This is a genomic window from Embleya sp. NPDC025285 (genome assembly GCF_055558835.1).
This window is the reverse complement of the sequence record NZ_JBVHLU010000105.1, coordinates 1-24090: the sequence shown is the minus strand read 5'-3', so window position 1 is coordinate 24090 and position 24090 is coordinate 1. Positions and strand designations below refer to the sequence as shown.

General features: G+C 71.2%; 14 protein-coding genes and 1 pseudogene. 6 read left to right on the top strand and 9 right to left on the bottom strand.

Annotated elements, in window-relative coordinates; translation table 11 throughout:
* Nucleotides 1-107: 107 nt before the first annotated feature.
* The 5 genes and pseudogenes from ACZ4FV_RS42570 to ACZ4FV_RS42550 form a co-directional block, all read right to left on the bottom strand.
* Nucleotides 108-1343, bottom strand: coding sequence for a cytochrome P450 (locus ACZ4FV_RS42570; protein ID WP_465326152.1), 1236 nt, complete (start codon nucleotides 1341-1343; stop codon nucleotides 108-110).
* A 139-nt stretch (nucleotides 1344-1482) separates the two neighbouring features.
* A complete protein-coding gene (pabB, locus tag ACZ4FV_RS42565) occupies nucleotides 1483-3603 on the bottom strand; it encodes an aminodeoxychorismate synthase component I (protein WP_465326150.1) in 2121 nt (706 codons plus the stop codon).
* A 64-nt stretch (nucleotides 3604-3667) separates the two neighbouring features.
* Nucleotides 3668-9151: pseudogene (locus ACZ4FV_RS42560) on the bottom strand (type I polyketide synthase); the annotation flags it as partial.
* A gap of 400 nt (nucleotides 9152-9551) precedes the next feature.
* Complete coding sequence (gene aroF / locus ACZ4FV_RS42555; RefSeq protein ID WP_465326148.1) at nucleotides 9552-10724, bottom strand: 3-deoxy-7-phosphoheptulonate synthase; 1173 nt, start codon at nucleotides 10722-10724, stop codon at nucleotides 9552-9554.
* 58 nt (nucleotides 10725-10782) lie between these two features.
* The gene (locus ACZ4FV_RS42550; RefSeq protein ID WP_465326146.1) at nucleotides 10783-11796 is read right to left on the bottom strand and encodes a 4-aminobenzoate N-oxygenase; all 1014 of its coding nucleotides are present in this window, start codon (nucleotides 11794-11796) and stop codon (nucleotides 10783-10785) included.
* A 311-nt stretch (nucleotides 11797-12107) separates the two neighbouring features.
* Here ACZ4FV_RS42550 and ACZ4FV_RS42545 point away from each other — a divergent pair, with 311 nt between their 5' ends.
* Nucleotides 12108-13628, top strand: coding sequence for an AMP-binding protein (locus ACZ4FV_RS42545; protein ID WP_395861414.1), 1521 nt, complete (start codon nucleotides 12108-12110; stop codon nucleotides 13626-13628).
* Nucleotides 13629-13660: 32 nt separating this feature from the next.
* On the opposite strand, the gene ACZ4FV_RS42540 is transcribed toward ACZ4FV_RS42545, so the two are convergent.
* Entirely contained in the window at nucleotides 13661-14479 is an 819-nt protein-coding gene (locus tag ACZ4FV_RS42540) for an AfsR/SARP family transcriptional regulator (RefSeq protein ID WP_465326144.1), read from the bottom strand.
* A gap of 530 nt (nucleotides 14480-15009) precedes the next feature.
* The gene (locus ACZ4FV_RS42535; RefSeq protein ID WP_395861411.1) at nucleotides 15010-15180 is read right to left on the bottom strand and encodes a hypothetical protein; all 171 of its coding nucleotides are present in this window, start codon (nucleotides 15178-15180) and stop codon (nucleotides 15010-15012) included.
* 949 nt (nucleotides 15181-16129) lie between these two features.
* On the opposite strand from ACZ4FV_RS42535, the gene ACZ4FV_RS42530 reads away from it, so the two are divergent.
* Nucleotides 16130-18376 (top strand): MMPL family transporter, encoded by a 2247-nt coding sequence (locus ACZ4FV_RS42530; protein WP_465326141.1) that lies wholly within the window; start codon nucleotides 16130-16132, stop codon nucleotides 18374-18376.
* Nucleotides 18377-18507: 131 nt separating this feature from the next.
* Here ACZ4FV_RS42530 and ACZ4FV_RS42525 read toward each other — a convergent pair whose 3' ends face one another.
* Nucleotides 18508-19002, bottom strand: coding sequence for a hypothetical protein (locus ACZ4FV_RS42525; RefSeq protein WP_465326139.1), 495 nt, complete (start codon nucleotides 19000-19002; stop codon nucleotides 18508-18510).
* Between the two features lie 142 nt (nucleotides 19003-19144).
* Between ACZ4FV_RS42525 and ACZ4FV_RS42520 the strand changes: the two genes are divergently transcribed.
* From ACZ4FV_RS42520 to ACZ4FV_RS42505, 4 genes are all read left to right on the top strand, one after another.
* Nucleotides 19145-20227 (top strand): barstar family protein, encoded by a 1083-nt coding sequence (locus tag ACZ4FV_RS42520; RefSeq protein WP_465326137.1) that lies wholly within the window; start codon nucleotides 19145-19147, stop codon nucleotides 20225-20227.
* 298 nt (nucleotides 20228-20525) lie between these two features.
* Nucleotides 20526-20948, top strand: coding sequence for an NUDIX hydrolase (locus ACZ4FV_RS42515; RefSeq protein WP_465326135.1), 423 nt, complete (start codon nucleotides 20526-20528; stop codon nucleotides 20946-20948).
* A gap of 428 nt (nucleotides 20949-21376) precedes the next feature.
* Nucleotides 21377-22270, top strand: coding sequence for a MerR family transcriptional regulator (locus ACZ4FV_RS42510; RefSeq protein ID WP_465326133.1), 894 nt, complete (start codon nucleotides 21377-21379; stop codon nucleotides 22268-22270).
* A 377-nt stretch (nucleotides 22271-22647) separates the two neighbouring features.
* Nucleotides 22648-23130: a hypothetical protein gene (locus ACZ4FV_RS42505; protein ID WP_402235269.1), complete on the top strand. Its 483-nt coding sequence runs from the start codon at nucleotides 22648-22650 to the stop codon at nucleotides 23128-23130.
* A 720-nt stretch (nucleotides 23131-23850) separates the two neighbouring features.
* Here ACZ4FV_RS42505 and ACZ4FV_RS42500 read toward each other — a convergent pair.
* The coding region (locus tag ACZ4FV_RS42500; RefSeq protein ID WP_465326131.1) for a GNAT family N-acetyltransferase at nucleotides 23851-24090 on the bottom strand (240 nt) is incomplete at its 5' end.

The window sequence follows — 24090 nt, the reverse complement described above, 5'->3', positions numbered from 1 at the left end:
ATGTGGAGACGCGCGCCCGCCGAGGACGGCGCGGACGGCGGGCCCGTGAACCCGTCCCCGGTGACGCCCGCCTCCGCCTCAGGGGCGCACCGCCTGGCCGGGCGGCGTCAAGCGCCGGTCGGGGCGCCGAAGCGCAACGGCAGCAGATCCGGCCCGGACACCCCGGTCGAGGGCCGCCAGGTGATCGGTCCGGCGACCTCGGGCGGCCCGAGACGGGCGGCCAGGGCTTCGAGGGCCTCGGCGAGTTCGACGCGCGCCAGCGCCGCGCCCAGGCAGTAGTGCGCGCCGCCGCCGAACGCCAGCGGGGAGGCCTCCCGCCGCACCGTGATGTCGAACGCGTCGCCGCCCTCGAACACCAGGGGATCGCGCTGCGCCGAGTGCGCGCACAACCACACCGGGGTTCCCTTCGATATCGGGTAGCCGTTGACGGAGAAGTCCTCGGCCGCGGACTTGGTGGCCACCACCGTCGTCGTGGGGCACCAGCGCAGCACCTCCTCCACCGCCTGGGTGACCAGGTCCGGCTGCTCTCGCAGCAGCGACCACTGCTCGGGGTGCGCGGCGAACGCCACCATGGCGTGGCCGAGTTGATGACTGGTGGTCTGGTACCCGGCGACCAGCAGGGTCGCGATCAGGGTGCGCAGTTCACGGTCGTCGAGAGCGCCGTCCTCCTGCTTGGCGCGCAGGATGTCGGAGAACAGGTCGTCGCCGGGCTTCGCCTTGCGCTCGCGGATCACCGTGTCGAAGTAGTCGTACATCCCCGCCAGGCCCTCCTCGACCTCGGCGACCCTGCTCTGGTCGGGGCCGAGCGCGAGGACCAGGTTGGTGTTCCGGCACCAGCGGCCGACGGTGTCGTAGTCCGCAGGAGGGAAGCCGAGCAGTTCGCACACCACGGCCGCGGGCAGCGGGTCGGCGAACGCGTCGACGAAGTCGCGTTCGCCCCCGGCGGCCAGTTCGTCGGCAAGGCGCTCCGCGGTGGCACGTATGAACGGTTGCAGCGCGGCGACGCGGCGTGCCGTGAACGCGTGGGTGACCAGACCGCGCAGGCGGCGGTGGTCGGGGCCCTCCAGGCTCTGCATGAAGTCGCGCATGAAATCGCGCACCAGCCCCTCGCCGGGCCCGACCAGGTCCACGACGTCTCGGAAACCCGAGACCAGGCGCGCGTCGCGGGAGAGGCTGTGCGCCTCGGCGTAGCGCAACACGAGTAGTCCCAGCGGGGTTTCGGCGACCCAGGATCGTTCCCTGGCCTCGGCCACCTCGGGAGAGTCCCACACGAAATCCGGCACGGTGATGTCCAGGAACGGCACAACCTGCCGCAATGCCCCAGACCCTTCGACGGTCGACATATCCCTGTCCTTCTCTCGGGGAAAGGCGGGTGCGCAGCCAGCAGCGCATTCTGTTCGGTGCGTCTTGGTGCGGTCTTGGGGTCGACTTGAACGGCTCGCCCGGTCGCGGCTCCCGCGGGAGGAGGCGGCCGTCGTCGGGTCAGCCCGCACGCGGCTCCCCGCTCCGCCGGCCCGATGCCGTCAGCAGGGTGTGCGCGCGCAGCAACACACTCGCCTTGAGCAGCACTTCGTCGAACTCGTCGGCGGGGTCCGAGTCGAGCACGATCGCGCCGCCGGCGCCGATCACCGTGTCCGTGGCCGAGGTCACGGCGGTGCGGATCACAATGTTGAGGTCCGCGCCGCCGCAGAGTCCGAAGTAGCCGATGGTGCCCGAGTAGACGCCGCGCGCCTCCTGCTCCAGGCGGTCGATGATGGCCATCGTCCGCAGCTTGGGGGCGCCGGTCATCGACCCGCCGGGAAAGCAGGCGCGGACGCAGGACACCGGATCCACCTCGCGCCGCAGCCGGCCGCGGACCGTCGTGACGAGTTGATGCACCGTCGCGTACGACTCGGTCACCATGTACGCGGGCACGTCGACCGAGCCCACCTCGCACACCCGGCCCAAGTCGTTGCGGAGCAGGTCGACGATCATGAGGTTCTCGGCGCGGGTCTTCGCCGACGCCGTCAGGGACAGGCGTAGTGCCTCGTCGCTGACCGGGTCGGCGCCGCGTGGCGCCGTTCCCTTGATCGGCTTGCTTTCGACGATTCCGTCCCGGTCGATCCGCAGGAATCGTTCCGGGGACGAACAGACGACGGCGACCGCGCCGAGCCGCAGGAAGGCGCTGTAGGGCGCCGGATTGAGGTGCCTGAGCAGCAGGTGATAGCCCAAGGGGTCGGGCAGGGCGGGTAGTCGCATCCGGTTGGTCAGGCAGATCTCGTAGCTCTCTCCGCTGCGCAGTTCCGCGAGGCAGTCCTCGATGTCGCGCACGTAGTCGGCCCGGACGCGGGCGAGGACCGGCTCCTCGGCCTCCTGTTCGGCCGCCGGGTCGGGCGCCGCGGCCGGCGAGCCGATCGGCCGGGCGGGCGCGGGGTCCGGCAGCGAGCGGGCGCGCAGCGCCGTGCGCGCCACCCAGGCACGGGCGTTCTCGGCCTCCCCCGGGTCCGGACCGCTCAGGGCCAGGACGTAGGTCCGCTCCTGCTGATGGTCCACCGCGACCAGACGATCGGCGAACATCCACACCGCGTCCGGGGTCTGTGCCCGGTGGATGTTCGGGCTCCCGCACTCGGCCTTGAGTTCATAGCCGAAGTAGCCGACGTATCCGCCGTTGAGGTCGAAGGGAAGGTCCGCCGCGGGCAGTTCGCGGGTACGGAGCCGGTCCCGGAGCACCTCGAAGACGGTGCCCTTCTCCTCCCGTACGCCCCCGGCGTCGTGGACCGTCACCGCGTTCTCCCCGGTTCGGTACGTCAGTGTCTCGGCACGGGGACCGGAGTCGTCGCCGAGGAAGGAGAACCTGGCCCCGCCGACGCCGGGGGCGCTGCTGTCGAGCCAGAAGGCGTACTCGCTTTCCGCGAACAACGTGGTGAACAGGGCCGCGGTGTCCACCTCCCGGTCGACGACCTCGACGGCCAGCTCGAATTGCGGCGCCGGGGCACTGTCCGACGACGGGGCCCAGCGCGCGTACTCGGGCGGTGGGGAGGCGTAGTGCCCGCCTATCGACTCGGCAAAGTTCCACAGGAGTTGCTCGCCGAACTCGCTCGCGACGGATTCCGGGTGGAACTGCAGGCCCCATCGGGGCAGGCTCTCGTGCCTGAGTGCCATGACGGTCTCGTCCTCCGCCCAGGCGGTGGCCCGGAGGCCGCTCGGCAGGGGCTCGACCACCCGCAGCGAGTGGTAGCGCACCGCCGTGAAGTCCTGGGGAATGCCGTCGAACAGGTCTTCCTCGCGGTGCCGGACCCGCGTGAGGTGGCCGTGCCGGGGCGCTCCCGGCACCACCCGCCCGCCGTAGTGGTGGGCGATCGCCTGGTGCCCCAGGCACACCCCCAGTACCGGCACGTCCGGCCAGCGGTCCAGCAGGTCCCGGCAGAACCCGAGGTCGCTCGGGCGCTGGGGTCGGCCCGGACCGGGTGAGATCACCACGCAGTCGAACGCCCCCGGATCCTGCACCGCCCAGGCCCGGTCGTCGTTGACCAGGACGGTCGGCTCCTTGCCGTACACCCGGGCGAGGAGCTGGAACAGGTTGTAGGTGTAGGAGTCGTAGTTGTCGATCAGCAACGCACGCATCGAGCGGTTCCTTGTCGGGTTCGAGCGGGACCGGATCGTTCCGATTCGGCGTGCCGAAGCGGGCCTACTCGTCGAGCAGGTTGTCGAGGTAGTCGAAGACCTCCTCCCGCGAGGCCGAGCGCAGCCGATCCGGGTCCTCGCCGCTCCCGTGCGCAGCAGGGGGGAGCGCGTGGTCGGCGGGCGGCCCGACCGTCGTCGTCGACGACGGAGCATGCGGCAGCAGCAGGCCGCGCAGGTGTCGGCCGAGGGCGACCGGTGTGGGGTAGTCGAAGACCAGCGTGGGCGACAGCCGTAGGCCGGTGGCGCCGCCGAGGCGGTTGCGCAGTTGCAGGGCGCGCAGGGAGTCGAATCCGATGTCCGCGAAGGAGCGCCGCTCGCCGACGGCCCGGGGGTCGTCGTACGCCAGCACGGCCGCGACGTGGGTGCGCACCAGGGTCAGCAGGAGATCGTCCTGTTCGTCCTCCGGGAGGCCGGCGAGCCGGGTGGCCAGCTGCTCCCCGCCCGGCTCGTCCCCCGTGTCGACCGCGCCGACCGCGGTCCGGCGGACCGGGGTACTGGCGAGTCCGCGCAGCAGGCGCGGCACGTCGTCGCCGTCGCGCAGGCCCGCGGTGTCCAGCCGCAGCGGGAAGACCACGGGTTCATCGGCGGCGCAGCCGAGGTCGAACAGCGCGAGCCCCTGGGCGTCGGAGAGCGCCCTGACGCCCGAGCGGGCGATCCGCCGTACGTCCGCCTCCGCCATCGCCTCCGTCAGCCCCGATCGTGCCTGCCACAGTCCCCAGCCCAGTGACACGCCGTGCAGACCCGCGGCCCGGCGCTGCGCCATCAAGGCGTCCACGAAGGCATTGGCCGCCGCGTAGCCGGCCTGTCCCGCGGGTCCCAGGACGCTCGACACCGACGAGAACGCGACGAACGCCACGTCCGAGCCGGCCGTCGCCTCGTGCAGATGCCAGGCACCGTCCGCCTTGGGGCGCAGCACCCGGTCGAGGCGTTCGGGGGTCTGTGCCGCCAGGATGCCGTCGTCCAGGACGCCGGCCATGTGCACCACGCCGGTCAGCGCGTACTCGGTCGGGATCGACGCCAGGACGTCCTCCAGCGCGCGACGATCCCCGACATCGCCCGCCACCACCCGGATGTCGGCGCCCTCGGCGCTCAGTTCCTTCACGAACTCGGCTGCGCCCGGGCCCGATTCGCCCGACCGGGACACCACGACGACCCGTCGGACGCCGTGCGTGACCACCAGGTGCCGCACCACCAACCGGCCCAGTGTGCCGAGGCCGCCGGTCACCAGGACCGTCCCGTCCGTGCGCCAGGTCGCACCCCGGGCCGCCGACGCCGCCGCCACTCGCACCAGGCTCGGGATCAGCAGGACTCCGTCGCGCACCGCCACCTGGGGCGCGTCCGAGGCCACCGCGTCGACGAGTGCGGATCGGGACGCGTCGCGGTCGTCGAGGTCCACCAGTCGAATGCGGTCCGGGTACTCCGACTGCGCCGAGGCCGCCAGGGCCCAGGCCGCGGCGAGGGCGGGGTCGGGTGGCGAGCCCGGACCCGCGGCGACCGCGCCGCGCGTGAGCAGGACCACACGTGTGTGGGCCAGGCGTTCGTCGGCCGGCCACTCCTGCAGTGCGGCCAGCACGGAGTGCGCGCTGCGATGCGCGGCGGTGGCCGGGTCGACGGCCGGGGATCCCGCGGCCGGCGTGAGCCCGAGGTGCCCCGACGGCTGGGCGAGGACGAGGACCTCGGGTGCGCTGCCGCCGGTGTCCAGGTACGCCCGCAGCGCCGCCGGATCCCGGTGGTGGGCGCACACGATGCCCCGGGCCGTCAACGGGCCGTTCGTCTCGGCGGCTCCGTCCCCGATCCACGCCCAGTGCACCGGCGCCGGGTCACGGCGCGCGCGTTGCCGCTCGGGCCGCCACTGCGGGCGCAGCAGTGCGGCGTCGGCCACGGCCGCGGCCCGACGCAGGGACTGCACGGCCACCGGGCGCATGCCCAGGGCCTCCACCGTCAGCACCGGGTGCCCGGCCGGGTCCGTGGCGGTGACCGACAGGGTGCCGGGTCCGGTGGCTCGGATGCGGGCGCGCAACGCGGTGGCGCCCGTGGCGTGCAGGGTCACCCCGCTCCAGGAGAACGGCAGTCGGATCACGGCCGCGTCGGAGGGGACGGCGGACGCGGACACGAACGCCGGGGCGTGCAGGGCCGCGTCGAACAGCGCGGGGTGCAGCCCGTAGCGATCGGCGCCGCCGGCGCTCTCGGGGAGTTCGACGTCCGCGTACAGATCCTCGTCCAGGCGCCGGCAGCGCTCCAGACCCTGGAACGCGGCGCCGAAGTCGAGTCCGATCCCGGCCAACTCGCGGTAGCAGTGCTCGAGTTCGATCTCCTGCGCGCCGTCCGGCGGCCACTGCCGCAGGGGCTTTGCAAGACGGCCGTCGCCGCGCGCCAAGGTGCCTTCGGCGATCCGGGTCCAGGGCGCGTCGGCGGCATCGCCGTCCCGGGAGTACAGGGTGATCCCCCGTCGCGCGCGATCGTCCGGTCCGCCCACGGTCACCTGGAGACGGACGGTGCCCTGCTCGGGCAGGATCAACGGGGCCTGGAGGACCAGTTCTTCGAGCACGTCGCAGCCCGCGTGCGCACCGGCTTGGAGAGCCACCTCCAGCAGTGCCGTGCCCGGTACGACGAGGATGTCGGCGACGGCGTGATCGGCGAGCCAGGGATGGGTCCTGGTGGACAGGCTCCCGGTGAAGAGCATGCCGCCGGTCCCGTCCGCCAGCGCGACCGCGGCCCCCAGCAGGGGGTGGTCGACGCCGTCCAGACCGGCCGTCGTCACGTCCGCCTCCGGTGCCGCCGCCTCCTCCAGCCAGTAGCGGGTGCGTTGGAAGGCGTAGGTGGGTACGTCCGTCAGACGGGCGTCGACATCGCGGAACGCCTCCGCCCAGTGCACGGCCACGCCGTGGACGTGGGCCTCGGCGACCGCGGTCAGCATCCGTGCCGGGCCGCCCTCGCCGCGTCGCAGCGAGTCGACGGTCAGGACGTCACCGGCTCGCTCGGCGCCTGCGGCGTCGGCCGCCTCCTGGACGGCGGCGGTGAGGATCGGGTGCGGGCTCATCTCGATGTAGGTCGTGTGGCCGTCGGCGAGCAGCCGGTCCACCGTGCGGTGGAACTGTACGGTCTCGCGGAGGTTGCGCACCCAGTACGAGACGTCCAGGGCCGTCGTGTCGATCGGCTCGCCGAGGACCGTCGAATAGAACGGCACGGTCGCGGGTCGCGGGTGCACGCCGGACATCTCCGCCAGGAGGGTCGCCCGGATCTGATCGATCGATGCCGAGTGGGACGCGTAGTCCACCGGGATCCGCCGTGCCCGCAGACCCTGCGCCTCGAATGCCTCCATGGCCTCGCGCAGGGCCACGGGTTCGCCGGAGACGACCACCGACCGCGGTCCGTTGACCGCCGCGACGGACACGGCACCGTCCCAGGGCGCAAGGCAGCGGCGCACCTGCTCGACGGGGGCGACGACCGAGACCATCCCGCCCGTGCCGGCCAGGACTCGCAGGGCGCGGCTGCGCAGGGCCACGATGCGGGCCGCGTCCTCCAGGGAGAGTGCGCCCGCGACGTGGGCCGCGGCGATCTCGCCCTGCGAGTGCCCGACGACTGCGGCCGGTTCCACGCCGAAGGATCGCCACACTGCCGCGAGGGAGACCATCACCGCGAACAGCGCGGGCTGCACGACGTCGACCCGGTCCAGGATCGACGGGTCGGCTTCACCGCGCAGCACCTTCGTCGGCGACCAGTCGACGTGTGGGGCGATGCAGTCGGCGCAGGCGTCGATCGATTCCCGGAACACGGGTGAGCTGCGGATCAGTTCGGTGGCCATGCCCGGCCACTGCGAGCCCTGCCCGGGGAATACGAACGTGACCCGGTCCCGTGCCGTGGCCGTCCCCAGGGCCGCGTTCGGGCCCTGGTCGCCGTCGGCGAGCGTTGCCAGACCGGCGATCGCCGCGGTCCGGTCCGGGGCCACCACGACGGCACGGTCGGCCAGGGCGGCCCGGGAACTCAGCAGCGAGTAGGCCAGATCCGGGTCCGGCGCCTGCGGGTCCGACGTCAAGAAGTCCGCCACCCGCAACGCCTGGGCCCGTAGGCCCGCCCGCCCGGCCCCTGAGATCATCCACGGCAGCGGGCGGCCTGCGATCTCGGCGGTACCGGTGGGCTCCCCCGCGGCCGGGGCCGCCGGTGCCGCACGAGGCCGGTCTGGTTCCGGGGGCGCCTGCTCCAGGATGATGTGGGCGTTCGTGCCACCGACGCCGAACGAGGAGACCGCCGTCCGGCGCGGCCGGTCGATCCGCGGCCACGGCCTCGCTTCACGCAGGAGCCGTACCGCCCCGGAGGACCAGTCCACGTGCGGCGTCGGTTCGGCGATGTGCAGGCTGCGCGGCAGTTCGGCGTGGCGCATCGCCATCACCATCTTGATCACGCCCGCCACCCCGGCCGCGGCCTGGGTGTGCCCGATGTTGGACTTCAGCGAGCCCAGCCACAGCGGCCGGTCGCTCGGCCGGTCCTGTCCGTAGGTGGCCAGGAGTGCCTGCGCCTCGATCGGGTCGCCCAACTGGGTTCCGGCGCCGTGGGCATCCACGCAGTCCACATCCGCCGTGGTCAGGCCCGCGTGGACCAGTGCCTGGCGGATCACCCGCTGCTGGGCCGGGCCGTTGGGCGCCGTCAGCCCGTTCGACGCGCCGTCCTGGTTCACCGCCGATCCGCGCACGACGGCGAGAATGTGGTGCCCGTTGCGCCGCGCGTCACACAGCCGTTCCAGGAGCAGGACGCCCACCCCCTCGGACCAACTGCTGCCGGTCGCGTCGGCCGAGAAGGACCTGCACCGCCCGTCGGGTGCCAGCCCGCGCTGTCGACTGAACTCGACGTAGCCCCAGGGCGTGGCCATCACGGTGACGCCTCCGGCCACCGCGAGCGTGCACTCGCCCCTGCGCAGGGACTGCGCGGCGAGATGCACGGCCACCAGGGAGGAGGAGCAGGCGGTGTCCACGGTGACCGCCGGCCCCTCCAGGCCGAGGCTGTAGGCGAGGCGCCCGGAGGCGACGCTGGGCATGCTGCCCACGACCCGGTAGCCCTCCGCACTCGGCGGAACGCGCCGGATGCGGGCGCCGTACTCGCTGTACATGATGCCGACGAACACGCCGGTCCGGCTGCCGCGCAGCGAGGTCGGGTCGATCCGGGCCCGTTCGACCGCCTCCCACGACGTCTCCAGGAACAACCGGTGCTGCGGGTCGACCGTGACCGCCTCACCGGGGCTGATCGCGAAGAACCCGGCGTCGAAGTCCGGTGCGTCGTAAAGGAATCCGGCGTGTCGGGTGCACGTCGTGCCCACGTGGTCGGGGTCCGGGTCGTACTCGACGCTCCAGCCCCGGTCGGTGGGGAACGCGGAGATCGCGTCGGTCTGCGAACTCACCAGGTCCCACAAGTCCTCCGGCGACGACACGTTGCCGGGCAACCGGCAACTCATGCCCACGATCGCGATCGGCTCCTCCATCGTTGCCTGTCGCTCGGCGGGCGTGCCGGTCCCCGGCTCCGATTCGAGGGCGGGCCGCTCGCCGAGCAGCAGGGCGCACAGGTGTCCGGCGAGGGCCTCGGGAGTCGGATAGTCGAAGAGGGCGGTGCTGGACAGGGCGTTGCCGGTAACCTTGCTCAGCCGTTCCCGCAGACGTGCCGCCGCCCGCCCCCGCACCCCCTGGACGCCGAACGCCCGGCCGGGATCGAGCGGCACCCGGTCGTCCCGGTCCAGAACGGCCAAGGCGTGCGTCCGGATCAGATCGAGCAGCAGCCGGCGCCGCTCCACCTCCCCTGCGTCCGCGAGGCGCTGTCGCAACGGCCGGTCGTATCCCTCGTTCCGGTCCATCCTTGTGTCCTTTCTGCCTGGGTACGACGGCCGGGAACGGGTGCGGGCGCTAGGGGAGGTCCGTGCGCCGTTCGAGCCCGGCGACGTCGTCGCCGGCGTCGCGCGGGGCGTGGACACGAAGAGGGAGAGAGCCCGTCGCGGTCGTCGTGCGCGACTCCGGAGTCGGCGGCCGACCCTCGCGCGCCGGGTCGGGTTCCGGGTCGAGACTGCGCAGCATGCGGTTCGTGCGCTCCACGAGCGCCCCGAACGCGTCCGGGGTGATCGCTTGCTCGCCGTCGCACAGCGCGGAGTGGCCGGCCCGGTCCACGTCGACCATCACCCCGTCGGCTCCGGCGGCGGCAGCGGCGGCGGCCAGCGGGGCCACCAGGTCGCTGCGCCCGCAGGCGTGGCTGGGGTCGACGATCACCGGCAGGTGACTGAGCCGCTTCGCCAGCGGCACGGCGCTGATGTCCAGGGTGAAGCGAGTCGTGTTGCCGTGGGTACGGACGCCGCGTTCACACAACAGCACGTTGCCGTTGCCCGCCGCCAGCAGGTATTCGGCGCCGTGGAGCCACTCCGGGACCGTGCAGCCGAAGCCCCGCTTCAGCAGCACCGGGCGGCCGGTCAACGCCACCTCGTGGAGCAGCGCGAAGTTCTGTGCGTTGCGTGCGCCGATCTGCAGTACCTGGGCCACCTCGGCGACGGCCTCGACGTGCGCGACGTCGACGACCTCCGTGACGACGCCCAGTCCGGTCTCGGCGGACGCCTCCCGCAGCAGGTCCAGGCCGGCCTTGCCGAGTCCTTGGAAGGCGTACGGAGAGGTACGGGGCTTGAACGCGCCGCCCCGCAGCAGGTGTGCGCCTCGGTCCCGCACCTCCCGTGCCACGCCGAGGAGTTGCGCTGCGCTCTCCACGGCGCAGGGCCCGGCGATCCAGGTGAAGCGTCCGCCGCCCACGACACAGTCGTCGGACACCCGCACCGCGGTCGGCTCGCCCGTGGCCGCGAGACTGCCCAGGGCCGGTGCGTCGACGCTGTCGACGACCCATTCGAGCGCGGGGGTGGCCTGCAACAAGGCCACGAACTCCGCGCCCTTCGGCGATGTCGCCTCGAGGTCCGGGAAGGTGACGAGGGTGTGTCGCCCGACCAGGCACTGAAGCGACCGGTATCCGCGCTGATGCCACGCGCAGGTCAGCCGGCTCCGGTCCTCGATCGGCACGTCGGATCGGAATCGAGCAACGATCATCGGTCACCCTTCAGCGTCGGTGGCGGAGGCCGGCGGACACCGGCGGACTCCGGGGGGCTCATCCGCGCACGCCCACGCCGGGCGACCACTCGGGTCTCTCGGGGAAGTCGAAGTCCACCGCGTGGGTCAACTCCAGTCGTTCGATCATTCGTTGCGCCCCGGAGAAGTCCCGCACGAGACGCCGGCCGGCGGGCGTGGCCCGCAGGTCGCCGATGATCTCGTCGGCGCCCTCGACGCCCGCGGTGACCAGTTCGAGCCACAGCGTGGAGAGGTCCTGCTCGGCGAACGCCTCCAGGGCGAGCGGCAGACAGCGCACCAGGGCGCGGCGGTGGTCGGCGTCCATCCTGGCGTGCAGTTCCCGGACGACCTCGATGACGACGGAGCCGTGCGCCGTCTCGTCCCGCAGGTGCAGGGTGGTGATCAGGGAGTGCATGGGCTGGATCGAGTCGTCCCTGGCCAACAGCGCCAGGAGGGAGTTGATGCAGGTCTCGGCCACCGCTCCCCAGACCAGGACGGCGACGTCGCGCTCCCACGCCTCCGGCATCGTCGCCAGCGCCTGGCGCAACCGCCGATACGTGACCAGGGCGGGCTGCTCGGGTCGGCTGCGCACGCCGCGCAACTCCCGGGTCCGAGCGACGGCGAGCATGTGCATGTACGTGTGGAAACTCTCGTCGACGATGGCCTGTTGCACTCCCTGCCGCACCAGCGGCTGATCGCTGCCGGGGAATACGCCACGCATGACGAGGTCGAAGGCGGGCTCCGCGATGAGGTGCTCGGTGGCGATGACCCGTTCGTTGTAACCGATCCACAGGCCCGTCAGAACCTGTCTGCGCTGTTCACCGGTGGCCGCGAGGAACCGGGGGTGCTGCGCGAACGGGACCATCCGCAGCGGATAGTCCGGCACCCGGGGGTCGTACGTCGCAGGCCCGCCGAGCACACCGGAACTCGTCGCCACCGCGGCACGCCGCGGCCACGCTTCCACGAGGCGGCGCAGCGTCGCACTGCCGATACCGTCCTCCTCGACCCACCCTCCGGATGCCCAGGTGGTCACCGCGCCCGACTCCTCGCGCATTCGCCTCTCCCCGTCTCGTGGTCCACGGCGACGCTGCATCCTCACCGGCCGGACTTGGGGGTTTCTTGAACGCGACTTGGGCGGGTCCGAGGGAGTCTTCTGGATTCGGACCGGGGATGCCACGATGGGCGCGAAGCCGCGGTGGCGCGGACGCCGTGGGCGAGCACCGTCGTCGCGCCGGCCCGCTGCGTCGGCTTCTTGGCCTCCTTCGCCGTCGCATGCCGTCGGCCGCGCCGTTCGTGTTCTTCGTGCCTTCGCGCCCGTCCCGTTCCCGGGAACCCCGCCGTGAGACCCCATCGTGAGGACGCATCATGCTCGTTCCGCTCACCCTGGCCGACTTTCTGGACCGCGCCGAGACGGCCGCGGCCGATCGCACCGCGCTCGTGGACGAGCCGGACCAGCCGTCCGGCCCGGTGCCCACGACCACCTACGGTGAAGTACTGCGACGCGTTCGGGCCTGGCAGGCGGGTCTGGACGCCCTGGGTGTCGGCGTCGGCGAGCGGGTCGCCGTCGTCAGCCCCAACTCCTCCCGGCTCCTGGAACTGCTCTACGCGGTCTCGGCGAGCGGCCGGATCTGCGTTCCGGTGAACTACCGCCTCACGCCCCAGGAGATCGCGTACATCCTGCGGCAGTGCGATGCCTCGGTCGTCTTCGTGGATCCGGAGGTCGAGGCCGTGCTCGGCTCGGTGGAGGGGCCGAAGCGGTTCCTACTCGGTGAGCAGACCGACACCCAGGTCATGCGGTACGACATCGCCCCCCGTCCCTGGTCGTGTCCCGACGAGAACGCCGTCGCGACCCTCAATTACACCTCGGGAACGTCCGCCCGCCCCAAGGGCGTTGCCCTGACCCACCGCAACATCTGGCTCAATGCGACGACGTTCGGCCTGCACGCCCGGATCTGGGAGCAGGACGTCTATCTGCATACGCTGCCGACGTTCCACTGCAACGGTTGGGGCGTGCCGTTCCTGCTCGCCGGACTCGGTGCCAAGCAGGTGCTGTTGCGCCGGATCGACGGCACGGAGATCCTACGGCGCGTCCACGAACACGGTGTTACCCTCGCGTTCGGCGCTCCGGCCGTGTGGGACGCGGTACTTCGGGCGGCACAGTCGTGGCCCGGCGAGATCCCCGGGCACGGCAGCGTGCGTGTGGTGTGCGCGGGCGCGCCCGTGAGCGAGCGGTTCGTCTGCCGGGTGGAGGACGAACTGGGCTGGACGTTCCACCAGGTGTACGGCCTGACGGAGACGACGCTGCTCACCTTCAACCGGCGTCCGCCGGGGGCGTCGTCGGGCAGCGGAGGTCTGGCCCGGGCGGGGGCGCCCGCCCTGGGCGTGCGGTTGCGCACCGGCGCGCGCGGTGAGGTCCTCGCACGCTCCAACATGGTGCTCGACGGATACTGGCGGGATGCCGAGGCCGACGCGGCGTCCCTCGACGAGGGTTGGTTCCGCACCGGTGATGCGGGCTCCTTCGACGACGACGGACACCTCGTCCTGTTCGACCGGTTGAAGGACGTCATCGTCACCGGTGGTGAAAGCGTGGCCTCGGTGGAGGTCGAGGCGTGCCTGCTGAGCCATCCGTCGATTGCCGAGGCGGCCGTCATCGGCGTGCCGGACGAGCGATGGGGCGAGACCGTCAAGGCGGTGGTGGTGCCCGTCGACGGGGTCCTGCCCACCGCCGCGGAGCTCATCTCGCACTGCAAGGAGCGGTTGGCCCGATACAAGGCACCGACGTCCGTGGACTTCACGGATGCCCTGCCGCGGACCAGCAATGGCAAGGTTCGAAAGGGCGTGTTGCGCGAGCCCTATTGGTCGGGCCGGGACCGGCGCATCAATTGACGCCGGCCGGTCCCGCCCCTGCCGAGTCGCGGTCAGTACTTCAGACACGTCCGTCCGACGGACTCGGCACGAATGATCCGGGTGAACAACAACCGGAGTTCCCGTCCCGGGTCCACGCCCAGTTCCTGGGCCAGCGCCCTACGGATGCGGTGGTAGACCCGTACCGCCTCCGCCTCCCGACCCACCTCGCACAGCGCGACCATCAGCAGCCAGCCCAGCCGTTCCCGTTGGGGGTACTTCGCGCTCAGGGCGGCCAGTTCGGCCACGGCGTTGACGTTGTCACGTCCCCAGCACAGCTCGGCCTCCCACAGGGCCTCCCAGGTCAGGAAGCGCAGTTCCTCCAGACGCGCCGCCTCACGCACGGCCGGTTCGTAGTCGCCGAGTTCCGCGTAGGGCGCGCCGCGCCACAGGGACAGGGATGCCTCGAGCGCCGAACTGGCCTCTTCGAAACGGCCCTCGCGCAGGAGCCGGCGCCCGTGGCGCAGCAGGTACTCGAACCGGCAGGCGTCCACCCGCTCCCCCTCGACCGCGAGAAGATATCCGTGTGGCTCCCTCCGCAGGATCCGGTTGCGTCCCCGCGGAGGGCAGTGCGGTTCGAGTCGGCGGCGCAGATTGGAGACGTAACTATGCAGGCCCGCCGCCACGTTGCCGGGAGGCCCCGTCGGCCAGACGACCTCGGTGAGCCGCTCGGCACCCACCACCTGGTTCGGCGCCAGCAACAGCGCGGACAGCACGGCACGTTGCCGCGCCGGTCCCAACAACAACGGGCCTGCGGTCGACGACACCGCCAGCGGCCCGAGGATGTTGAACACGAGTTCATCGGACAATTGCGTCATAGCCTTCGCAGACATCACACTCCCACCTGGCAACACTGGATTCGATGGCCACCCGTCCCCCCTGACCGCCGGTCGGAACGACCGCTTCCGCCGAGCCCCGAGTCGACCGAGTCGCCCCCTGACTTTCGTTGTGCCGCATGAAGAAGGAACCGGGAGGCATTCGCCACCGGGAAATGCCACCCGCACGCCGTGTACTCGTCGAGGCGGAAGGGCGAACCTTCGCACCGTCGACATGTCTCGATCGCCGGGAGCGCCCGCTCCGGCCGCCGCGAGTGGATGATCGCCCTGTTCCGGATCCGCCGCTCGACGGACATGCCCGAACACCGTGATTCGTGAGGTGTTCGCGACCGAGGCAAATCAGCACCGAACCGGCACCGCATCCCCCCGGACCACCACGACGGCGACAACACATCCGAGGGATGCGCCGCCACCCTCACCCTCCGCGAAATGCCACTCGGTGAACGAAAACGGGGCACATCGGAACGGCGCCGTCACCGAATCCCGCTCCGGAGCGCCGAAATGCGAATGCCTCGACCGCTATGTCATCACCGCGCACGCACATGTCCGCGCGGCGCGAAGAGCATTGCGGCGTGATGGCGACGGGTCCGCCCGCCGGCATGGAACGCGGCGCCGCCGATCTCGCGCGGCCGGATGCTCACCGGGCCCTCGATGCTGTGCAGGGCCCGGGTCTCTCGGATGTAAACGGGGCGGCTCATCGTTGCTCCCTCACTGGCGGCGTCGGCAAGGCCGTGCGTCCACCAACCATCGCGCGGACGACGGGACTCGGTCCACGGCCGGAGGAGGGCGCCCGGGTGCACGAGGGCGACGGCTGCGCGCCGGTTGACCACCTGTGTGCGCCTGGCGCCACTCGCGATCCCGCGAGCGCCGGGCGAAACTTCGCCGGCACGGCGGGTACCTGCCGGCGTCCCGCCGGGCCTCGGGGCGAGGGTCGAGCTCCGTCGCCGGGCACCGCGACACGAGCCGGGCGAGCGCCGTCTCGTGGCAACATCTCGCCTGGTCGGCGCAATTGCCGACCGAGCACGGAGCTCCTCGAGTGTGCGCGCGGCAGGCGAACTCGAACGCGGGGAAGGCACCCCTCGGCGTCCGGTCGCAAACGGGAACGATGTTGCCCGAAAGCCGTCGCACGTGGGAACGGCCTTGCCTCCGGCGATCGGCAGGCTCGTGGACACGGCCCGAAGCCGGGCGGGCGCACTCGGCATCGGCGCGCGCCGAGCGGACGGGGATCCCATTGCTCGTCACGGTGCCGCGGGCCGGAATCGGGGAGCGCGAGCAGGTGGCGGCGGTGCGGCGCATCGGGTCCGTCGTTGCCTGCGGCGCGCGGCTACCGGGTCCGCCGCGCTCGAAGCCGGCCGCATCCGGCGCGAACGGCGTCTGACGCGCCCCACCGCCCACGCGCCGGCTCGAGGCCGACGATCAAGTCGACCGGCCCGCGGGCCAACCCCGTGCTTCCACCGACCAGTTCGCGTCCGCCGCCCACCGCCCCGGGGCGGCACCCGGGCCCGGACGTCAACTCCCTTGGATTTCGGGCATATTCGACGCCTTCAGCGCCCGACAAGATCGAAAAGCCCCGAATTCTCCTCCGCTCGGATCAGTGCAATACTCCGCATGCTAGCCTCACTTTGCGTGAGTCAAAGGAGACGTTACGTGTTTGAGCGCGTAGCCGAACTGGCGATCCGTCGGTCCCGGTTGACTCTTGTGGTCGCGGCCGTGGCCGTGACCCTCATGGCCGCCGTGGGCTTCGGCGCGTTCGCCAAGTTGCAGAGCGGGGGCGGCTTCGACGACCCGGCCTCCGAATCCACCCGTGCCGGTCGGGTCATCGACGCGAAGTTCGGCGGGGAGACGAATCTGGTCCTGCTGGTCCGCGCCCGCCAAGGCGGCATCGACGACCCGGCCGTCGCAAATGGTGGCCGGGCACTGGCGGCCGACCTCAGGAAAGAGCGGGCCCTGGACAACGTGATCTCGTACTGGGACACGGACAACCCCGCCCTCCGCTCCAAGGACGGCCGCGAGGCCATGGTGCTCGCCCACGTCAAGGGCGACGACACGGAGCAGGCGAAGAACGTCAAGGGCATCATCGCCGCCCACACCGGACCGCGCGGGAACGAACTCGTCGTCCGGGCCGGCGGGGCCACCGCCGTGGCCAAGGAAATGTCGACGCAGGGCACCGACGACCTCGTCCTGGCCGAGACCATCGCCGTGCCGCTGACCCTGGTGCTGCTCCTGATCGTCTTCGGCAGCGTGGTCGCGGCCATGCTGCCGCTGGTGATCGGCACCATCGCCGTCATGGGCACCTTCGCCGAACTCGCCCTCCTCGGCGACATCACCGACATCTCGATCTTCGCGACCAACCTGACCACGGCCCTGGGCCTGGGCCTGGGCGTCGACTACGCCTTGTTGATGATCAACCGGTTCCGGGACGGACTCGCGTCCGGCGCCGAGGTGGACGACGCCGTCCGCCACACGGTGCTCACCGCGGGCCGCACGGTCGCCTTCTCCGCCGCCACGGTCGCCGCCGCGCTCGCCGCGCTTCTCGTGTTCCCGCAGTCCTTCCTTCGTTCGTTCGCCTACGCGGGGGTCGGCGTCATCATGGTCGCGGCGATCGCCGCCCTGTTCGTGATGCCCGCCCTGCTCGCCGTCCTGGGACACCGAGTCAACAGCGGCCGCATGCCATGGGTGAAGCCCGCGCGCCCGGACGCCGCGACGTCCGTGTGGGGCCGGCTGGCAGGCGCCGTCATGCGACGTCCCGTACTCGCCGCGACGCCGATGCTCGGCGTCCTGCTGCTGGCGTCGAGTCCGCTCCTGGGCATCACGTTCGACATGGCCGACGAACGCGTGTTGCCCGAGGACGCGACCAGTCGACAGGTCGCGACCGCGCTGCGGGAGAACTTCGCCGGCAACGACGCCGCGGCTCTGCACATCGTCATCGACAAGCCCGTGGGCGAAGCCCCGTTGGGTGCCTACGCGGCCCAACTCTCCGGGTACAGGGGCATCGTCCGGGTCGAGGCGTCCACGGGAACCTACACCGAAGGGAACTCCACCGCCCCGGGTCCGGGCAATGCGGCCCTGGGCCGGCCGGACGCGCAACGAATCAACGTGGTGAGCGCACTGCCGCCGAAGTCGGAAGATGCCCAGAAACTGGTCACCACGGTGAGGTCGCTCGCGGGGCCCGGCGGCACGCGTCCGTTGGTGGCCGGACCCGACGCCGAACTGGTCGACGCCAAGGACTCCATCGCCGGCCGACTCCCGTTCGCCGCCGGCCTGGTCGTCCTCACCACCTTCCTGCTCCTGTTCCTGTTCACGGGCAGCGTCGTGCAACCGCTGCGCGCGCTGCTCCTGAACATGATCAGCCTGAGCGCGACTCTGGGCGTCATGACCTGGATCTTCCAGGACGGCCACCTCACGTCCCTGCTCGGCTCCACACCACAGCCGATGGAGGTGTCGACGACCGTACTGATGTTCTGCATCGCCTTCGGCCTCTCGATGGACTACGAGGTGTTCGTCACCAGCCGGATCAAGGAACTCCACGACCAGGGCGAGGACACCGAGTCGGCCGTGGTCAGCGGCCTCGGGCACACGGGACGCATCGTCAGCGCCGCCGCCGCCCTGTTGGCGGTGAGCTTCTTCGCGTTCGGGACGGCCGAGATCAGCTTCATGCAGATGTTCGGCCTGGGCACCGGGTTGGCCATCCTGATCGACGCCGTCGCGGTACGGGGCATCCTGGTCCCCGCCGCGATGCGCCTGCTCGGCCGCTCGGCCTGGTACGCACCCCGCCCCCTGCGCAGGTTCCACAACCGATTCGGCCTCAGCGAAACCGGCACCGTACCCCCGCCCACGGCTTCGCCGGAGCACCTGCCCGGCACCTCGAACAGAAAGAACTCGGCCGAAGTCTGACCCTGACGCGGACACTGCGGGTCCGTGCTGATGACCACAAGGTCGCTCGTCGCCGCCACCCGATACGCCGCCCGGTACGCCGCCCGAACGCAACTGCGCCGCGGTTCCGGCCGTACCGCGCCAGACGTCGCTCAGTAGTACCGGCGGTGCCATCGCCCGGTGGCGAGGTCGAGTTCGGAGTACGCGGCCTCTCCCGGTGTCTCCGTCACGTAGACGCGGCCCTCGCCCTCGGCGATCGACCAGGCGGCGATGTCGTCGCGAAGCGTCTTCGGCCCCCGGGCGGTCAGTTCCACGACGCCGCCCTTCCCCGCGGCGCAGAACAACCGTCCCTCGACGAACGCCACGCCGATGGCGCCCACTCGGTCGCGTACGGCCACCGAGAAACCGCGCTGTGCGGACCCGCGAAGTATGCGGCCGCCGCGCGATCTGCCGGCGACGTACACCTCGCCGTCGGCGTCGAAGGCGATGCCCGCCAGCAGGTCGGCCGCGTCGGGGCCGTCCGGATCGGCGATCCGCGTCCACCCGGTGCCGTCGAAGTGCAGCAGGGTGCTGCTGTAGCCGGCGGCATAGGCCAAGGAGTACGTCAGTCGTCCGATTTTCGACGGATAGGTGTCATCGGGGAGCATGCGGGCCAAAGTGCGATACCGGTCCGACGTGATCGGCGTGTTTTCCGTCCGGCGAACGGGTGGCCGGCAAGTGGGAGGATAACGGCGGCCGGGTGACGCCTTCATCGGGGCCTGCTTCGCTCGAACCGGGCATGATTCCCCCGTGGATGACGACAGGGATCATCGTGGGCGCGGCCGGTTCACGCTGACGGAAACAAGGCAGGGTCGCATATTGGGCGTGTGCTCCGTGGTGGACGGGTTGTTCACGGAACCCGCGCGGGGGACCTACGAGCTGTTCGGCTGGGTCCCGGACGGCACCGGCGCGAAGGGTTGGATCGGAACGCTGGTGTGGTTGGTGCCGGGAGACGAGTCGCTCGACCCCTGGCTGCTCGGGGACGCCGTGAGCACTGGAGCGATCCCGAAGAGCGGCAGTCTCGTCCTTGCCGGGGAGGACGACTACGTAGGCCCGCCCGAGGGATACCGGGGACCCGTCCGGGTGCACGACGGGAACCAATGGCTGGGCTCCTGCCGGGAGTTCACCCGGATCCTGCCCGCGGAGCAGATGATGCCACCGCTCGTACTGCGCGGTCTCGCCCCGGGCGATGAGCTGCGGGCGGCGTTGGCCAAGGGCACCCGCAAGGCCCTGCATCTCGAAGAAGTCGCCTTGGAGATCAGGGATGACCATGGGCAACCGCTGGCCGATTGCGTGCTGTGGGCGAAAGTCGATGCCTGGCGCCCATCCCCGCACGGGGCGGATCTCGTCGACGTGGAACTCGCGAGGCACTACACGCTTGTACCCGAGCATGCCCGGCCGATTTGGGAGCGGTGGTTCACCGGACCGCCGCAGGCTCCGGCCGCCTGGGCCGGCCTGGGCACCCGGCAACGCGGGGCGTGGCTCGACCTCGTCCAAGCGCGGGGCTGCCGGCGTGCCCGTCGTGATCGGCCGGCCGGTCGCGTCTATGAACTCGACGGCGGGAACGTCACCGACGTGCCCGGCCTATACCTGGCGCTCGGCGAGGCGGTGAACGGTCCGGGCGGCTACTTCGGCGGCTGTCTCGACGCCCTCCAGGACTGCCTGCGCGGCGCATTCGGCCACACCTCCCCCGCGACCCTGATCTGGCGGAACGCCGGAGCCGCACACGCGCACCTGTCCCGGCGGCTGACTCCGCACGGTCGGCCGCACGATCTGTTCGCCGCGGCTCTCCGAGTCCTGGCCGAGGGCGGCGTGAACGTCACCCTGGCGTGAACCGCATCGGCCCGCCGCATGGCGACAACGAGTCGAGCACGTCGGGAGCCACATCCGTCCCGACCCCACGACAAGCAGCGGGAATGAGTGCCGGCCACGCCTCACGCACCGGCCACGACGCAGCCCGTCGGGCATGCCGGTGAACGCCGCCGGTATGCCGCCGGCCCGGTCGTCGGCCCGCCAACGTCGAGCCCCACCCGGGCATGGGCGTCGTACGGGAGACTGACAGGGCCCTTCTCTCGCGGGCGCCGCAGGCGATTCCCGAGCGTCGGTGGCCGAGCGCATGGAGGATTGCGTCGTGAACACACCCGCTTCCCGTACGTGGCCGGTCTCGGTCAAGGGCGTCGTGGTCGACCGCCGCGACCGTGTGCTTTTGCTGCGCAACGAGCGGCGGGAGTGGGAACTGCCGGGCGGCCGACCGGAGTCGGGCGAGGTGCCGGCCGAGTGCGTGGTGCGCGAGATCGAGGAGGAGACCGCCTGGAGGGCCCGGACCGGGCCCCTGTTGGACACGTGGGTCTACGAACCCCTGCCCGAGCGCCACGTCCTGATCGTCACGTACGGCATCCCGCTCCCGGACACTGACGTTGCCGCACCGGTCCGCAGCCACGAGCACCGCGAGATCGGCCTGTTCACCCGCGCCGAGGTCCCCGACCTGTTCATGCCCGACGGCTACAAGCGATCCGTGACGGCCTGGTTCGACCATCCCGCCCATACGACGTGAGCAGGCCGCGTTCGGTGCTTGGCTACGGATTGGGGGCGGTGCGCCGCTGTCGCGATAGGAAGGCAGGTCGGCCACGAGCTTGGTGAGGGCCGGGTTGCCCTCGTGGCGGCGTTCGTGGAGTTCGGCGATCTTGCGGGCGATGTCGGGGTCGTCGCTGTCGGTGGTGTCGTAGGAGACGAAGGTGCAATCGCGGGACCCGCGTCCGTCCGCGACGGACGCGCGGAACGCGGCCGGTGCCCGTCGGCCCGGCGCTGTGCGAAAGAACCGCCGGACAGGGTCGGCGTCGAGCCCGAGGGCCTCGGGCCGGACGGGTCTCCAGGCGGGTTCACCACGGCGGTTCATCCGGCTTGCGAACAGGGGTTGCACCTTCCGTAGCGGTATGTGTTCCAGTGGACTCACCCCCGCTCCGTTCAGGAAAGGCTCTGTCCATGCACGCGTCCTTCATTCCGCCCCGCCGGGTCAAGATCGGTCACGCGGCGGCCTTCGCCGGTACTACACCGCGGACGATCCGCCACTACCACGAAATCGGCCTGCTTCCGGAGCCCGAGCGCGGCGCCGACGACCGCCGCCGCTACGGCTACGACGACATGATCCGACTGCTGTGGATCCTCAAGATGGCCGACGCCGGAATCGCCTTGGACGACATCCGCAAAGCCTTCACCACCTCCACGGCCTCCGACGACACCGACAGCGAGGACGACATCGAGGCCACCCTGGAGCGGCTGGAGGAAACCCTCTCCGAACAGGAAGCCGAACTGCGTCGGCAAAGGACCGCCGTACAGCGCATGCGTACCGAGGGCAGCCGGATGGGCCTGCTCCCCGACATCGTCACCGACCGCCTCAAGAGCCTGCCCGAGAGCCTGCGCCAGTCGGACCTGGACACGTTGCTGATCACCGAGCGGATCTTCGGCCCGCTCGGAGCGGCCGTCCAGGCCACCCGCTTCATCGCCCTGGCCTCCTACCCCGACCTGCGAGCCGAATCCGACCGCCTCGACGCCACCGAGGAGGCACTTGACGACACCGTCGCCGTTGACGATCCGCGCGTGGCTCAGGTGGCCGCCCAGCGGCACGCCTTCGAAAGCGCCTTGCTGACCGTCATCGAGGAGTCCGGGCTGGAGAAGGACGACGAAGCCCTGTTCGACGCCTGGGAAGCCATGCAGCCCGACGCCGCCGATGGCAAGGAGGAGGCCGACAACGTTGCCGGACCACGGGAGGAAGGCGGCATGAGTGTGGTCGAGGCGATCGGCAAGATGCCCTACGACTTCTCCCCGGCCCGCCTGCGCTGCATGGAACTGGCTCTGGAACTCTCCGCCCGGGACTGAACCCGGCCCCTTCCTGAGCTTGGCCCTTGCAGCTGATCGGAAAATCAACGCTCAGCCTGGCGGACGGCGGCATCCGGTCCGCGTACGGACCGGACGCCGAAACGAGTTCGGTCGAACGGCCGCGGGTTCGAGGACGACCCGGCGACCAAGGGCCCGGATCGGCGGATGAGTTCGCGGGGTCTTGTGGGCGGGGTTGAGATGCCGCTGGGTTCCGTACGGGTCCTGAGCAACGGCGGTGATGCCGCTGTCGAACGCGGCGCGGTCCTCGCGTCCATCGCGCGCAGTTCGGCTTGCGGCGGATGCGTGTATCGATCGGCTACGTCACCGCGTATGAAAAATCGGTTCGGTAGTGGACGCGTGCCGACTAGCGTCGGCGCATGCATTCAATCGAGTTCCGCAGGGTCCCCTACGCCCCCCAATGGTCGGTCGAGGGTGGGAGTATCGAGGTTTTGGCGTACCTGATCGACGGCGCCTCGTTCCTGGAATCGGTCCGCCGCGCGGAACTTCCCGACGCCTTGGCGGAGCAGGCGGAGCGCGCCGACGAATTCGCGCCGGACCCCGCACCGTTGCTGGCCGGGACGTACATGTACGCCCAGGGTTTCAGCCTGGAGCACCTGCTCGGCGGAAAGCCGGACATGGTCCCGCACGGCGCCGAGGAAGGCGAGACCATACTGCTCGGATGCGACTGCGGCATCTTCGACTGCTGGGCGCTGACCGCGACAATCACCGCCGGAGAAGACACCGTGACGTGGTCGAACCTGCAAAACACCTACCGCGACTGGAACTACGACTCCATCGGAACCCTCACCTTCTCCCGCCGGCAATACGAGACCTCGTGGCGCACAGCACGCTTCGGCTGATGACCACGGCTCAACCACCGGCCGCGACGGACCCGTTCACCCGGCCGGGGTCGGCATCGGAACGGGCGTGCGAGTCACCCGCAAAGACCGCTCGGGTGCACGGTCCAGCGGCCCATCACTCCGTCCCTTGCTCCCGTGGTCGGCAGGCGCCCGTCCGGAGAGAACGCCACCGCCCGCACCGTGCCGGTGTGACCGGAGAGGCCCTCTCCGACCGCTCGCCGAGTTGGGAATCCCCGTCGTCCACCGCCTCGAACTCGCCGCAGCCGCGTGCATGGGCCCGACAGCACGGCCGCGAGAGGTCGTCGTGGAGAGAACCTACCCGTCAAGGGCCCTGCTGATCGGCCTCGCGCCTCCTGGTTTGCGTCAGGTCGATCCCCTGCCCACGCTGCTCGAACGTCGCCTGAGTGAACACCAAACGGACCGAGTGACGCACAGCCCGGATGTCGTGGCCGGCCACCGGCGCGGCCCGGCCGCGCGCTACGGCCCATATGTCCAACCACATCGCCCCGCTCAACGGCCGCGATGTGACGGCGACCAGCCCGATGCCGCACGGCCGCGCGGCAGCCTTGCTCGGGGTGGCGTCCCGATCAGTCCGCCGCGGCCACCGCCGGAGCCGGAACTCTTCCCTTCGGCGTTACGAGCCATGAAACGGTGCCCGCTCGATGCGAGTCCCTGCTTGCGCGGGGCCGCCGTGGGGGTGGGCCGGGGCGGCCCCACTGATCAGGCCGTGGTGGACGGAGGACGGGCGAGGTAGGCGGTCTTGGCTTCGGCGGAGAACCCGCATGCCCGGTAGAACGCATGGGTGTCCGGGTCACGGGAGCCGGTCAGCAGCATCGCCTTGTAGCAGCCCGCGTCCCAGGCGGCTTGGAGCGTGGCATCCATGATCCGCCGGCCGAGACCGGTGCCGCGCAGTTCCGCGTCGACCACGACGTTCTCGATGACGGCGTACGGCGAGGCCGA